The sequence below is a fragment of the Bradyrhizobium sp. NAS80.1 genome (genome assembly GCF_001908205.1).
Taxonomy (GTDB): Bacteria; Pseudomonadota; Alphaproteobacteria; order Rhizobiales; family Xanthobacteraceae; genus Bradyrhizobium.
Genome location: NZ_LGHL01000146.1, coordinates 14,613 through 27,929, shown reverse-complemented (window position 1 = coordinate 27,929; position 13,317 = coordinate 14,613). Strand labels below are relative to the sequence as shown.

Here is a 13,317-nt window from a genome sequence, read left to right as displayed (position 1 = left end):
TGCCGACAGGGTCGCTTGGGACAATGTTGCGAGGCCTGATGAGAGGGCCAGGAGCGAGGTGACTATGAATTGGGTTCGATACACCGCGCCGGCTGCGGCGATCTTGTCTGCCACCTCTCCCGCCTATGCCGTCCGGTATCTGTCGATTGAGGAAGCGCAGAAGGAGGCATTTCCGTCCGCGACACATTTTTCCGAAGTTCAGGCGGGCCGCGTCTGGAAGGCCGAGGCCGGCGGCAAGGCTGTCGGCTTCTTCGTCTTCGACCGGGTCGTCGGCAAGCACCTCTTCATCGACTACGCGGTGGCGCTGACCCCGGCGGGTGCCGTCCATAAAATCGAGATCCTGGAATATCGGGAATCCTATGGCGGCGAAATCAGGAGCCCGAGCTGGCTCGCACAGTTCGTCGGCAAGACGAGCGGTAGTGCGCTCAAGATCAACGGCGATATCAGGAACATCGCGGGGGCGACGCTATCGTCGACCCATGTCACCGAAGGCGTGAGAAGAATATTGGCAGCTTATGGCAATCGCCTCCGATAGCATCCGTCGCGCAAGGCCGCTGCTCGGCACCTTCGTGGAGATCGAGGTTGCGGGCGCTCGCAGACCCGACATGGACGGCGCCATCGACGCCGCATTCGATGCCATTGCGCAGGTGCATCGGCTGATGAGCTTTCATGAGCCGGACAGCGACGTCAGTCGGCTTAACCGCGAAGCCGGCATTCGCCCCTTGAGCGTTCATGCATGGACGTTCGAGGTGCTCGAGACCGCCGTTGAGCTGCATCGCCGCTCCGGGGGGCTTTTTGATATCACGATCGCACCGGCGTTGCAGACGATGGGGTTGCTGCCGCTCGTGAAGGATAAGCCTGCGTCGGCGCCGATTGCGGGCTTTGCCGACGCGATTGAGCTGCTTCCGGACCACACGGCCCACTTTCGATCGGCCGATGTCACGATTGACCTTGGTGGCATAGCGAAGGGCTTCGCTGTCGATCGAGCGGTGGCCGCGCTGCGCGATTTTGGCGTTCCAGGCGGCATGGTGAATGCGGGCGGCGACCTTCGGGCCTTTGGCGCGGAGCCGCGCGCAGTTCACGTCCGCGATCCTCGCGACCCAGGCCAATCGATCTGCCGCATCGACGTGGCCGACGAAGCGCTGGCCTCAACGGCGCGTCGCGTCGAGTTGTTCGACAGCAGTGAGCCGGGTTGTTCGGCGGTGATTGATCCCAGAACTCAGAGGCCGGCAAGGCTGATCGACGGCGTCACGATTCGCGCGCCCTCCTGCATGATTGCCGACGCCTTGACCAAGATCGTCATGATCTCCGGGACCGATGCGGGCCAACTGCTCAAATATTACCAGGCCGGCGCATTGCTGATCTCGGCCGACGGCGATGTTCAGATCACCTCCGACTGGCATCACGCGGTGCACCTTGCGGCTTAGAACATCATTTCGCTACTCGCTCTACGCGGCGTTCGCGGCGCTCATTCTGACCGGCGCTGCTTGGCTCGTGGCCGACTGGCAGAAGGACCTTGCCGGCGACGAGATATGGCAGCAAATCGCCGCCAACGCGCTGATGATCCATGGCGGTGTCGCAATGCTGGCGCTATTGCTGCTTGGCGCCCTCATTCCGATGCACTTGCTGCGATCGTGGCGGAGCGGCAGGAATCTCGTCTCCGGATCGATCATGGGGTCGTTCAATGCCGTGCTGATCGCGACCGCGTTCGGGCTCTACTACCTGGGATCGGAAGCGGTACGGCCCTGGATGAGCTGGATCCACCTGGGCGTCGGATTCTCGCTGGCCCTGATGCTTCCGCTTCATATCTGGCTAGGTCGACGGGAGCCACGGTAGCGTCCCGCAGGCTCGTGCTATTGCAGCGGCGGATCGCCGCTGGTGCGCTTCTTGGCGAGGTCCATCTCGGTCACCGCGATCAAGATCTCGGCGCGGGTCTTCAAATCCGGCGCCTCCAGCATGGCCTGCTTCTCCGCGGGGCCATAGGGCGACATCATCGCCAGCGCGTTGACGAGCGCTTCATTAGGGGCGGCTTCGACGCCTTCCCAGTCGACCTTGAGGTTGTTGGCCTTCAAAAAGTCCGCCAGCACCGAGAGCAGCGCCTCGCGATCGACCTCGTCCTCGCCCATGCGCGCGGTGAAGTCGTCGACGAAGGCGGAGAAGTCGACCTTGCACTGCCGGTAGGCAGTCAGGACTTCGAGCTCCTCGACCACCCTGAAGCGCGAGACGCCGGTGAGCTCGAGGATGTAGCGGCCGTCACCGGATTCGGCGAGTTGGGTGATGCGTCCGACGCAGCCGACGCGGAACAGCACCGGCTTGTTGGTGTTCTTCGGCGAATGCGCCACGTCGGGCTGGATCATGCCGATCAGGCGATGGCCGTCGCGCAAGGCGTCGTCGACCATCGCAAGATAGCGCGCCTCGAAGATGTTGAGCGGCATCTGGCCGCGGGGCAGCAGCAGCGCGCCCGGCAGCGGAAACACCGGAATGATCTCCGGAAGGTCGGCGGGCCCGCGATATTCGATGTTGATCGGCATCTGGTCCCCGCTAAAGGCGTTAGAACATGATCTGGATCCGCAGGACCGCGTTAGCGCAAAGTGTGCAACGGTTTTCCGGCAAGATCATGCTCCATCAAAAACCGCGCCTCAGGAAAACAGGATCGTCGACAGGCGCTTTCGTCCCTCGACCGTTGCATCATCCGTGCCGCCCCAGGCCTCGAAGAACTGCACCAGCTGCTTGCGGGCGCCGTCGTCGTTCCATTTGCGGTCGCGCTTGACGATCGCGAGCAGCTGCTCGGTGGCGGCCGCCCGGTTGCCTTGGGCGTTGAGCGCGGTCGCAAGGTCGAAGCGGGCCTGATGATCGAGCGGGTTTGCGGCGACCTTCTGCTCCAGCTCGGCGACCGGTCCCAGCGACTCCGCCTGCTCGGCGAGATCAATCGTGGCCTGCACCGCCTTCACGGCGGGGTCGTTGCGCTTGGACTCCGGCACCATGGCGAGCGTCTGCTTGGCCTGCTCCATTGCGCCGGAGACGGCGTAGCACTTCGCCAGCCCGGCAAGGGCCGCGATGTTGGTCGAATCATGCTGCAGCGCCTCGGCGTAGATCTGCGCGGCCGCCGCGGCGTCACCCTCGGCGAGCACGCCGTCGGCTTCCTGCACGATCTCGGCGACATTGACCTCGCCCGGTGCGGTGACGCCCTTGGTCAGCCGCTCGATGAAGGTGTTGACCTGGCTCTCCGGCACCGCGCCCATGAAGCCGTCGGCCGGCTGGCCGTTGACGAAGGCGATCACGGCCGGGATCGACTGGATGCCCATCTGGCCCGGGATCGCCGGGTGCTGGTCGATGTTCATCTTGACCAGCTTGACCTTGCCCTTGGCGGCCTTGACCGCCTTTTCCAGGACGGGGGTCAGCTGCTTGCAGGGCCCGCACCACTCAGCCCAGAAGTCGATCAGCACCGGCTGGCGCTTCGATTCCTCGATGACATCCTTCACGAAGCCCTGGGTGGTAGTGTCCTTGATCAGATCGGCCGCAGCCGGGCCAGCCGCTCCGTTACCCTGGTCGATGATCGTCACGGGATCCCCTCGTATGATGTCTGGAATGGCGGCTCTTTAGCACGTCGCCAATTCATATGCTGTGATGTCGGCCCTAAATTGGGCCGGGACGGCCGAATTTCAATCCACCGGCGTCGATTCGGCAGTTCCAGGGCGTTTTCGGCCGATTTGATTGGAATCGGGGTCCATATGGGGCCTAGAAACCGAATCTATAACGTCAGTAGCTGTTGCATTCACCGTCCGCTTTTGGCATACGACAGCCGTTGCCGGCGCGACACGCGACCGACACAGGATGCGGGTGTAGCTCAGTGGTAGAGCACGACCTTGCCAAGGTCGGGGTCGAGGGTTCGAGCCCCTTCGCCCGCTCCAATTTTCCCCAGAGCATCCAGCCAAACCGGATTGAGCCGTGGTTTTCCACGCCGCTGGCGGCTGTATTGGTTCTCAAATGACAATTCTGGTCACCGGCAGCGCGGGCCACCTCGGCGAGGCCATTCTCCGGACGCTCCGTGCGCGTGGTTCACGTGTGCATGGGGTTGATTTGAAGAAATCAGCCTGGACCGATGCAGTCGGCTCGATCGTCGACCCGGACTTCGTGCGGCGCCAGATGGCAGGCGTCACCGCCGTGATCCATACCGCGACGCTGCACAAGCCGCATGTGGCGACCCACACGAGGCAGGAATTTGTCGACACCAACGTCACCGGCACACTGAACCTGCTCGAGGCCGCCTTGGCCGCCGGAGTGCACAGCTTCGTCTTCACCAGCACCACCAGCGCCTTCGGTTCGCAGCTCAGACCCGAGGCTGGACAGGCGGCGGTGTGGGTGACCGAGGATCTGCCTCCGGTGCCCAAAAACATCTATGGCACGTCCAAGCTGATGGCTGAGAGCGTGTGCGAGCTGTTCTTTCGTGAGCGCGGGCTGCCGGTTCTCATCCTGAGGACCTCGCGCTTCTTTCCGGAGGACGACGACGATCCGGCGATGCGGTCGGCTTACGCGCTCGAGAACGCGCAGGCCAACGAGCTGCTCTATCGCCGGCTGGATATAGCGGACGCGGTGAGCGCCCATCTGCTTGCCGTCGAGCGTGCACCGAAGATCGGTTTCGGTCGCTACATCGTCTCTGCGACGAGCCCGTTCGAGCCACGCCATCTCGCGGCGCTCGCGCGCGACGCGGCCAGTGTCGTGCGCGAGCTCTATCCGGATTGTGCGCAGCTCTATGCGGCGCGCGGCTGGCGGCTATTCCCCGAGATCGACCGCGTCTATGTCAACGATCGTGCGCGGCGCGAGCTTGGCTGGCGGCCAGAATTCGATTTCGCGCATGTGCTGCATAGCCTTCGCGCGGGGCAGGATTTCCGCAGCGCGCTGGCGCGCGAGATTGGATCGAAGGGCTATCATGACACGGTGTTCGACGGCGGGCCTTATCCTATCGTCTCTTAATCGCCGCGATTGCTGTTTTGCTCGACGCGTCAAATGTCTGTCCGGTGTCACCGGGAGCAAAATGGTCTGAGCCGTTTTACTTTGCATGGGGTTGTTTTCGCGAATTTTGTGCGGCCACCCTCTTGCTGCCCGCAAATCAGCCGCACGCCATCTGATTTCGCGTTGCAGCGATTGCTGTCGCCTACGGGATGAGTGAGGAAGAGATTACTGCGGTCGCGCACTATCTGGCGCATTTGCAGTAGCGGCGGGACCGCAAGAGGCAATCGCCTCTGTCGTCCCGGGGCGCGCGAAGCGCGAGCCCGGGACCCATAGCCACAGGATCGAGTTTGACGAAGACTCGGGGCCACCCGCTCGTATCACAACCACTCCCTGTGGTCAGCACGACGAGCGCAAGCGCTCGCGCAGGGGGCCCGAATCAGCGCTCCGCTTCGCTGCGCTTGTCCGGGACGACAGCGGAATGTGGGGTTAGCTCGCCCGCTGCTTCTCATACGCCTTCAGATGCGTGTAGGCGATGCGCAGCTTCGGCACGGGCACCTTGGCGGCATCGCCGCGCGCGATCAGGTCGCCGATCACGTGGTCGGCCTCGACCGGCAGGCCCGCCTTGATGTCGCGGAACATCGACGCCGTCATCGGCGATCCTTCGGTGGTGAGGTTACCCTTCACCCGCTCGAAGAACGGCCCGCCTGGCGTGTAGCCTGACGCGGTGGCGATCGCGCTGGTCTCGTCGAGCATGCCGAGCAGGAAATCCCTGCCGCCGGGAGCGGCGAGGATGTTGCCGACGGAGGTACGCATCAGGCTGGTGGAGGCCGCGAGCGAGGAGAGGAACACCCACTTCTCCCACATGTCCTGCATGATGTTCTGGCTGGCGGCGGCGCCGTTGATGCCGCTCTTGAAGGCTTCGTCGATGGCCTTGACCCTGTCCGACAGCTTGCCGTCGCGCTCGCCGTAATTCAGAGACTGCATCGGCTGGAGCTGCACCACCTCGCGCTTGTCGTTCAAGGTCGCGGCGATCGCGCAGAGGCCGCCGAGCACGCGCTCCTTGCCGAACTTGTCGTCGAGCGTGTCGAGATGCTTCATGCCGTTCAGCATCGGAATGATCGACGTGTTCGGACCGACTGCCGCGGCGAACGACTTGATGGCGTCATCGAGGTCGAACGCCTTGCAGCTGAGCAGCACGACGTCGAACCTGTCCTTGAGCGCGTCGGCCTGCACAGTCGGCGGATTCTTCAAGGTCACATCGCCATTCGGACTCTTGATGATGAGCCCGGCGCTCGCGAGCTCGCTGGCGCGTCGCGGCCGGACCAGAAAGGTGACGTCGCGGCCAGCCTGCAACAGTCTGCCACCAAAATAGCCGCCGATGGCGCCGGCGCCGACCACGAGGATACGCATGGGATGCTCCATTATTGCTCTTGGCGGCTACTTATAATCGTCATCGCCGATGATGCGAAGCAATCCGGAGTGGTACCGCAATCACATTCGATGTCCGCCATGCCGGGATTATTTGCCCAGCACCATCTCCTCGACCTCGCGCAGTTGCTCCTTGCCGAAGAACATCTCGTTGCCGACGAAGAAGGTCGGCGAGCCGAACGCGCCGCGAGCAACAGCCTCCTCGGTATTCTTGATCAGCTTGCCCTTCACCTCGGGCTCCTGGGCCCGGGCGAACAGCTTTTGGGCATCGAGACCGGAGGAGGCCAGCGCCTTTGCCGCGACCTCGGGATCGTCCATCTTCTTCGGCTCGTGCCACATGTGGTGGAAAGCGGCCTCCACATATTTCTCGAACACGCCTTCGAGCTGTGCCGCGATCGCCGCGCGCATCAGGTTCAGCGTGTTGACGGGGAAGTTGGGATTGAAGACGTAGGGCTGGACCTTGAAACGCTTGATGAAGCGCTCGGTCTCGACCGCCTGGAATTCGCGCTTGTTCTTGATGCCGGCAAGCGTCTCGGCCGGCGACTTGTTGTTGGTCGCCTTGAAGATGCCGCCGAGCAGGATCGGCACATATTCGAACTTGACGCCGATGCGCTGTTCGATCGCCGGGATCGCAAGATGGCTGAGATAGGCGTTCGGGCTGCCGAAATCGAACAGGAATTGCGGGGCTGTGCGGGTCAAAATCGTTCTCCCTGACATCGCTTTTCCAGCATTGTGGCGCAGTGCGCGCCACAGGTCCACCGTTTAATGATGGTCATAATACTTTGATGATCCTGTCAGATCAGACGCCGGATCGCCCGCTTGCGCCACACCAGGAGGTAATAGCCCATCTGCAAAACGAACATGGCGCAGAACACGATCGGATAGGCGGCCCACACGCCTTGCAGGCCGATCGTTCGGCTCAGGATCACAGCGGACGGCAGCTCGATCGCGACAATGGCGAAGATCGAGAGCAGCATCGGTGTCAGTGCCACGCCTCCGGCGCGCATCGCCCCTGAAAACACCGTGGCCATGCCAAACGGCACCGAGCTCCACAAGGCGATATAGAGCAGCTCTTTCGCCAGTTCGAGCACCGCGCCATCCGTGATGAAGATGCCGAGCACGGCGCGCGGCGCCAGGTAGATCAGCGCGACCAGCCCGCCGGTCAGGACGAGGTTGAACGCGAGGCCGGTTCGCACAATGTCGTCGAGCCTCGCCCTGTCGCCGCTGCCAACCGCCTGCGCGCCGAGGATCGAGACTGCGATCGAGATCGACATCGCCGTGAATTGCGTGTAGCCCATCACCTGGTTGACGGCGCCGTAGGCCGCCGTGGCGTCCGATCCAAAGCCGTTGACGAGGCCGAGCAGCATGAGCTCGGCGATCGCCATCACGACCATGCCGATCGCAGTCGGCAGTCCAATGCTGAGGATCTTTCCGAGCACGCTGCCGTTAAGCCACAGATGACGCAGCAACGCTGCGTCCGGTGCCAACGCATGCTTCTTTCGCAGGAGATAGACGGCCAACGCGATCAGCGTCAGCGTGTTGGCGATCGCGGCCGCCCAGGCTGGACTCGTGATGCCAGCGGTAGGCAATCCGAACGAGCCAAGAACCAGTATCGGTGTCAGGACCAGACCGATCGCAGTCGACAACGTCAGCGCCAGCAGCGGCGTCACTGCGTCGCCGACACCACGGATCATCGCGGTCATCAGCAGGAAGACGAAACCGAGCGGCATGGTGAGCAGCATGATGCGGGCATAGGCGCTGGCCTGGTCGAGAATGTTCGCGGGCGTGGCGAGCATCGTCATCAATTGCCGGCTGAACAGTCCGCCGATCAGCGCAATCGATATCGAAAGCAATAGGCCGACCGCTAGTGTCGTGCCCACGACGATCTTGATCCTGCGGTGCTCGCCCGCGCCAAACGCCTGACCGATCAGCACGGTGGCGCCGGTGCTCAGGCCCATGACGAAGGCGAACAGGAAGAACATCACCGGGAAGAACGCCGAGACCGCAGCGAGCGCGTCGACGCCGATCATCTGGCCGAGATAGACGTTGCTGACGGTGCCGAACAGCGATTGCAGCGCGTTGCTCAGCATCAACGGTGCGAGGAAGCCCAGAAAATTGGGCCAGAGCGGCTTGGCGGCGGACATGGAGTGGCCTTTCATCAGGGCGTGCAAAGCCGTTGCCACGCGAAGCACGCGTGGCCCGGCCGTCGATGGGGTGAGAGAAGGTGCTGCGCCTAAGCGCGGTCGCTGTAGGCGAGCTTGACGATGTGGTCGCGGATGTCGGCGGGCCAGTCCGCGATCAGTCCGGTGAAGCGCCGCCGGTCATCTGCGAACAGCGCGCGCGAAGCTTCCTCGAACTGCGGTAGATTGCCCGCCATGGTCGACATGAAGTGATAGGCCGCATCGCGCGCCTGCCGCTCGCGGTCCTTGTCGCCGCTTGCGCGCCGCGCCTCGTCGACCAGCTTTCGCAGCGCGACCGAGGCGCCGCCCGGCTGCGCGTTGAGCCACTCCCAGTGCCGGGGCAACAGCGTCACCTCGCGCGCGACGACGCCGAGTTTTGGCCGGCCGCGCCCGCGCGGCTCGCTCGGTGCTTCGGCGACCTCGCTCGCAGGCGGCGGCATAAGCTTTGCCAGCCGTGCCAGCACCTCGCGATCCTCGCCGCGCAGGTCGAAATCGATCGACCGGCCCGTCCCGTCGTCGAAGATGATGATCGGCTCGTCCGGTCGCGGCCCGGCCCGCTTGACGGCAAGCGCGACCTCGCCGGCCGGGCCGGAGGCCAGCCGACGCCGGCCGATGAAGGCGGTGAAAGTCGATTGCATTGGAATCATTGCCATATTGATCGCGTGGGCAGCTTAATACCCGGGTAAATTATCCGCGTCAATATACCCGGGTGAAATATCCCACCAGATGGCTCGACATTGTGTTCCCGGGCTGGCACGAACGCGCGGACGACGACGCCTAGCCTGGGGGGACCACCGCGATGCTGACTGTTCATCACCTCAACAATTCCCGCTCGCAGCGCGTGCTGTGGCTGCTCGAGGAGTTGGGCGTGCCCTACGAGATCGTGCGCTATCAGCGCCAGCCGGACATGCGCGCGCCGAAGGAGCTGCGCGCCATCCATCCGCTCGGCAAGTCGCCTGTCATCACCGACAACGGCAACACCATCGCCGAATCAGGCGCGATCATCGAATATCTCATCACCACCTACGGCAACGGTCGGCTGATCCCGCCGCCGAACACGCCGGAGCGGCTGCGTTACACCTATTGGCTGCACTATGCGGAGGGGTCGGCGATGCAGCCGCTGCTCTTGAAGCTGCTGTTTACGCTGATGCCGAAGCGCGCGCCCGCGCTGCTTCGCCCGCTGGTGCGCAAGGTCTCGAACCAGGCGCTGACCGCACTGGTCAATCCGCAGCTCAAGCAGCACATGGATTATTGGGAAGGCGAACTCGGCAAGAGCGAATGGTTCGCCGGCAGCGAATTCACCGCAGCCGATATCCAGATGAGCTTTCCGCTGGAAGCAGCCCAGGCGCGCGGCGGGCTTGAGCCGGGCCACCCCAAGGCGATGGCGTTCCTCGAACGTATTCACGCGCGGCCGGCGTATGCCAAAGCGCTGGAAAAGGGCGGGCCGTATCAGGTGGGACGGTAGTTAGTCTCCGTCATTCCGGGGCGCCCGCAGGGCGATCTTTGGTGCGCAATTGCGCAGCTGAGAATCTCGAGATCCCGGGTTCGATGCTAGCGCATCGCCCCGGGATGACGGCCCAGAACTAGTCCGGGTGCAACACGCGGCCGCGTGTCTCTGGCAGTGCGAAGGCGGCAAGGAAGAACACCGCGTAAGCCACCACCGCGAAGATCGCGATCGCATTCGCAAGCGACGTCGTCGCCGACAGCGCACCGACGAGGAACGGAAACAGCGCGCCGATGCCGCGGCCGAAATTGTAGCAGAAGCCCTGGCCGGAGCCGCGCAGCCGCGTCGGATAGAGCTCGGTCAGGAACGCACCGATGCCGGAGAAATAGCCCGACGCGAAGAAGCCGAGCGGGAAACCGAGCACCCACAGGATTTCGTTGGTGAGCGGCAGCTGCGTGTAGAGCAGCACCACAGCCATAGCGCCGATCGAGAAGATCAGGAACAGGTTGCGCCGTCCGATTCGGTCGGCGAGCCAGGCCCCGACGAGATAGCCGATGAAGGAGCCGATGATCAGCGTGAACAGATAGCCGGTCGAGCCGACGATCGACAGGTGCCGCTCCTTGGTCAGGAATTGCGGCACCCAGAACGTGATGGCGTAGTAGCCGCCCTGGCAGCCTGTCGCCGCCAGCGACGCAAGGATCGTGGTCTTCAGGATCGGGCCTGAGAAGATTTCCCAAAGCGCCGGGCGATCGCCGCTCGCGGCCTGCTTGGCGCGCGCCTCAGCCGCGATCTCCGGCTCGGTGACGGAACGACGGATGTAGAACACCAGCAGCGCCGGCAGCGCGCCGATCACGAACATCCAGCGCCATGCCGTCTCCGCTGGCATCAGCGAGAACAGGATCGCCTGCGACAGCACCGCGAGACCCCAGCCGACTGCCCAGCCCGACTGTACCGAGCCGACCGCGCGTCCGCGATATTGTGGCCGGATCGCCTCGCCCATCAGCACGGCGCCCGCCGCCCATTCGCCGCCGAAGCCGAGGCCCAGGACAGCGCGCGCGATCAGAAGCTGGTCGAAATTCTGCACGACGGCACAGACCAGCGAGAAGAACGAGAACCAGATGATGGTGATCTGGAGCGTCCTGACCCGGCCGATATGGTCGGAGAGATAGCCGCCGAGCCAGCCGCCGATCGCCGAGGCCAGCAGCGTCACCGTGCCGGCGAGACCCGCCGAGGCCGCATCGACTTTCCACAGTGCGATGATGGTGCCGATCACCAGCGGATAGATCATGAAGTCCATGCCGTCGAGCGCCCAGCCTGCCGCGCAGGCCCAGAACGTCCGTCGCTCGGCGCTGTTCATGTCGCGATAGAAGGCAAGAAGACTGGTGTCTTCGATCTCCGCGCGCTCGATATGCTGGGTCGGATCGGCTGTGCTCATGTACGTTTTCCCGGCAATTCCTAAAACTGCGCGGTGGTAGCACGCGTGGCAGCCAGCGCAAGCCGGGGCTGGCGGTCATATCATGCCGCTGCCGGGCTACTGCCCGGCTGCCTCGGCACCGCGCGTGCGCGGATCGGGCGCGCCGAGCGGCCCCTTCGGCGTCACGAGAATCGAATTGGCCGACGTCTGTCCCATCGGCTCGACGATGAGGTGGTCCATCGCCTTCAGCTCAGACAGCACGTCGTCGGGAAAGCCGCTCTCGACGCGCACCTCGTCCGGCAGCCACTGATGATGCAGCCGCGGGGCGGCAACGGCCGCCGCCACATCCATCTTGTAGTCGAGGACGTTGACAATGACCTGGAGCACGGTCGAGATGATGCGGCTGCCGCCGGGCGAGCCCGTCACCAGCACCGGCTTGCCGCCCCTGAGCACGATGGTCGGCGACATCGAGGACAGCGGCCGCTTGCCGGGCCCGGGCAGATTGGGCTCGAAGCCGACGAGGCCATAGGCATTGGAAGCGCCCACCGCCGCGGTGAAGTCGTCGAGCTCATTGTTAAGCAGCACGCCGGTGCCCTCGGCGACGAGACCAACCCCATAGCTGAAGTTCAGGGTATAGGTGTTGCTGACGGCATTGCCGCGGGCATCGACGACGGAGAAATGTGTGGTGTTGGTGCCCTCGCGCGGCGCAGGAGGGGCGGACACGAGCTGCTTCGACGGTGTGGCGCGATCGGCAGAAATGCCCGCGCGCAGCTTGGCCGCATAGTCTTTCGCAGTGAGCGTTTCGATCGGTGCTTTGACGAAGGCGGGATCGCCGAGATAGCGCGCGCGGTCGGCATAGGCACGCTTCATGGCTTCGATCAGCAGATGCAGCGATGCCGACGAGCCCTGCTTCAAATCGGCGAGCTGAAAGCCTTCGAGGATGTTGAGCGTCTCGACCAGCACCACGCCGCCGGAGGAAGGCAGCGGCATCGAGACGATGTCGTAGCCGCGATAGGTGCCGCGCACTGGCGCACGGATCACCGCCTGATAGGATTTCAGGTCAGCCGGCGTCATGATGCCGCCGGCATCGGAGACGGCCTTGGCGAGCTTGTCTGCAACTGCGCCTTCATAGAAGCCGCGCGGACCATGCGCCGCAACAGCAGACAGCGTTTCGGCGAGATCGCTCTGCACCAGCCTGTCGCCTTCGCCGAGCGGCGCGCCATCAGGTCGCGAGAAGATTTTGGCCGAGGACGGCCAGCGCGCGAGCCGCCGGTCCCAGCCCGGCAAGGTATCGGCGATGTCGTCGCTGACAACAAAGCCGTCGCGGGCAAACGCGATCGCGGGCTCGAGCAATTGCGGCAGCGTGAACTGGCCCGAGCCGTATTTCTCCAGCGCCAGTGCGAGACCCGCCACGGTGCCGGGCACGCCGACGCCGAGCGCGGAATCGCGCGACTTCGCCGCATCTGGCTTGCCGTCTGGTCCAAGGAAAGTTTGCGTTGTGGTCGCTGCCGGTGCGGTCTCGCGGTAATCGATCGTGATGTCTTCATTACGCTCGGCGGAGTGGATCACCATGAAGCCGCCACCGCCGATATTGCCGGCGCGGGGATAGGTCACCGCCATCGCAAAGCCGGTAGCAACCGCTGCATCGATCGCATTGCCGCCGCGTCGCAAAATATCGGCGCCGACTTGCGCAGAAATCTTCTCCTGCGCCACCACCATGCCGTGTTCGGCGGGGACGGCGTGCACGGTATCGAGCGTCGGTGGGACATAGGCCCGCCGCGCATCCTGTGCGGCTGCAGGCGCAAGACCAAACGCCAAAGTGGCGATGACCGCAAAAAATGTCCGCCGTGTCGAATATGCTGCCATTATCAAACTTCCGCCGCGCCCCCGGGCCAAAT

Annotated in this window: 13 protein-coding genes and 1 tRNA gene; 6 read left to right on the top strand and 8 right to left on the bottom strand. The window is 63.9% G+C overall.

The window, feature by feature from the left end; all coding sequences use genetic code 11:
- Positions 1-64 precede the first annotated feature (64 nt).
- From AC629_RS30415 to AC629_RS30405, 3 genes are read left to right on the top strand one after another with little or no spacing between them, the layout of a single operon-like run.
- Complete coding sequence (locus AC629_RS30415) at positions 65-535, top strand: FMN-binding protein (RefSeq protein ID WP_084808537.1); 471 nt, start codon at positions 65-67, stop codon at positions 533-535.
- Entirely contained in the window at positions 516-1,427 is a 912-nt protein-coding gene (locus AC629_RS30410; protein ID WP_084808536.1) for an FAD:protein FMN transferase, read from the top strand. Before AC629_RS30415 ends, AC629_RS30410 begins: the two co-directional genes overlap by 20 nt.
- Complete coding sequence (locus AC629_RS30405; protein ID WP_084808535.1) at positions 1,417-1,836, top strand: hypothetical protein; 420 nt, start codon at positions 1,417-1,419, stop codon at positions 1,834-1,836. The genes AC629_RS30410 and AC629_RS30405 overlap by 11 nt, the downstream gene beginning before the upstream one ends.
- Positions 1,837-1,853: 17 nt before the next feature.
- On the opposite strand, the gene AC629_RS30400 is transcribed toward AC629_RS30405, so the two are convergent.
- Both AC629_RS30400 and trxA read right to left on the bottom strand, forming a co-directional pair.
- Positions 1,854-2,531: an LON peptidase substrate-binding domain-containing protein gene (locus AC629_RS30400; RefSeq protein WP_084808534.1), complete on the bottom strand. Its 678-nt coding sequence runs from the start codon at positions 2,529-2,531 to the stop codon at positions 1,854-1,856.
- Positions 2,532-2,639: 108 nt separating this feature from the next.
- Positions 2,640-3,563, bottom strand: coding sequence for a thioredoxin (gene trxA, locus AC629_RS30395; protein WP_084808525.1), 924 nt, complete (start codon positions 3,561-3,563; stop codon positions 2,640-2,642).
- A gap of 273 nt (positions 3,564-3,836) precedes the next feature.
- On the opposite strand from trxA, the gene AC629_RS30390 reads away from it, so the two are divergent.
- Together AC629_RS30390 and AC629_RS30385 are read left to right on the top strand one after the other, a co-directional pair.
- Positions 3,837-3,911: transfer RNA gene (locus tag AC629_RS30390), tRNA-Gly, on the top strand.
- A gap of 76 nt (positions 3,912-3,987) precedes the next feature.
- On the top strand, positions 3,988-4,974 hold the full coding sequence (locus AC629_RS30385; RefSeq protein WP_084808524.1) for an NAD-dependent epimerase/dehydratase family protein: 987 nt from the start codon (positions 3,988-3,990) through the stop codon (positions 4,972-4,974).
- 465 nt (positions 4,975-5,439) lie between these two features.
- On the opposite strand, the gene panE is transcribed toward AC629_RS30385, so the two are convergent.
- The 4 genes from panE to AC629_RS30365 all read right to left on the bottom strand — a co-directional run bounded on the left by panE (position 5,440) and on the right by AC629_RS30365 (position 9,214).
- On the bottom strand, positions 5,440-6,363 hold the full coding sequence (panE, locus tag AC629_RS30380) for a 2-dehydropantoate 2-reductase (RefSeq protein WP_084808585.1): 924 nt from the start codon (positions 6,361-6,363) through the stop codon (positions 5,440-5,442).
- Positions 6,364-6,471: 108 nt separating this feature from the next.
- Positions 6,472-7,080 (bottom strand): 2-hydroxychromene-2-carboxylate isomerase, encoded by a 609-nt coding sequence (locus AC629_RS30375; protein WP_168195613.1) that lies wholly within the window; start codon positions 7,078-7,080, stop codon positions 6,472-6,474.
- A 95-nt stretch (positions 7,081-7,175) separates the two neighbouring features.
- On the bottom strand, positions 7,176-8,525 hold the full coding sequence (locus AC629_RS30370; protein WP_210419127.1) for an MATE family efflux transporter: 1,350 nt from the start codon (positions 8,523-8,525) through the stop codon (positions 7,176-7,178).
- A gap of 89 nt (positions 8,526-8,614) precedes the next feature.
- Positions 8,615-9,214 (bottom strand): DUF2239 family protein, encoded by a 600-nt coding sequence (locus tag AC629_RS30365; protein ID WP_143199554.1) that lies wholly within the window; start codon positions 9,212-9,214, stop codon positions 8,615-8,617.
- 146 nt (positions 9,215-9,360) lie between these two features.
- Here AC629_RS30365 and AC629_RS30360 point away from each other — a divergent pair, with 146 nt between their 5' ends.
- Positions 9,361-10,026, top strand: a complete 666-nt coding sequence (locus tag AC629_RS30360) for a glutathione S-transferase family protein (protein ID WP_084808517.1) — start codon at positions 9,361-9,363, stop codon at positions 10,024-10,026.
- 118 nt (positions 10,027-10,144) lie between these two features.
- On the opposite strand, the gene AC629_RS30355 is transcribed toward AC629_RS30360, so the two are convergent.
- Together AC629_RS30355 and ggt are read right to left on the bottom strand one after the other, a co-directional pair.
- The gene (locus AC629_RS30355) at positions 10,145-11,440 is read right to left on the bottom strand and encodes an MFS transporter (protein WP_084808515.1); all 1,296 of its coding nucleotides are present in this window, start codon (positions 11,438-11,440) and stop codon (positions 10,145-10,147) included.
- Positions 11,441-11,536: 96 nt separating this feature from the next.
- Positions 11,537-13,285 carry a gamma-glutamyltransferase gene (ggt, locus tag AC629_RS30350; RefSeq protein WP_210419126.1) on the bottom strand — a complete coding sequence of 583 codons (1,749 nt, stop codon included), beginning with the start codon at positions 13,283-13,285 and terminating at the stop codon, positions 11,537-11,539.
- Positions 13,286-13,317 lie beyond the last annotated feature (32 nt).

Excerpts from the sequence above, each read along its gene's own strand:
- AC629_RS30370 (WP_210419127.1), bottom strand. The coding sequence starts at position 8,525 with ATGTCCGCCGCCAAGCCGCTCTGGCCCAATTTTCTGGGCTTCCTCGCA.
- AC629_RS30400 (WP_084808534.1), bottom strand. The coding sequence starts at position 2,531 with ATGCCGATCAACATCGAATATCGCGGGCCCGCCGACCTTCCGGAGATC.
- AC629_RS30355 (WP_084808515.1), bottom strand. The coding sequence starts at position 11,440 with ATGAGCACAGCCGATCCGACCCAGCATATCGAGCGCGCGGAGATCGAA.
- panE (WP_084808585.1), bottom strand. The coding sequence starts at position 6,363 with ATGCGTATCCTCGTGGTCGGCGCCGGCGCCATCGGCGGCTATTTTGGT.
- AC629_RS30410 (WP_084808536.1), top strand. The coding sequence starts at position 516 with ATGGCAATCGCCTCCGATAGCATCCGTCGCGCAAGGCCGCTGCTCGGC.
- AC629_RS30360 (WP_084808517.1), top strand. The coding sequence starts at position 9,361 with ATGCTGACTGTTCATCACCTCAACAATTCCCGCTCGCAGCGCGTGCTG.
- AC629_RS30415 (WP_084808537.1), top strand. The coding sequence starts at position 65 with ATGAATTGGGTTCGATACACCGCGCCGGCTGCGGCGATCTTGTCTGCC.
- AC629_RS30385 (WP_084808524.1), top strand. The coding sequence starts at position 3,988 with ATGACAATTCTGGTCACCGGCAGCGCGGGCCACCTCGGCGAGGCCATT.
- ggt (WP_210419126.1), bottom strand. The coding sequence starts at position 13,285 with ATGGCAGCATATTCGACACGGCGGACATTTTTTGCGGTCATCGCCACT.
- AC629_RS30365 (WP_143199554.1), bottom strand. The coding sequence starts at position 9,214 with ATGGCAATGATTCCAATGCAATCGACTTTCACCGCCTTCATCGGCCGG.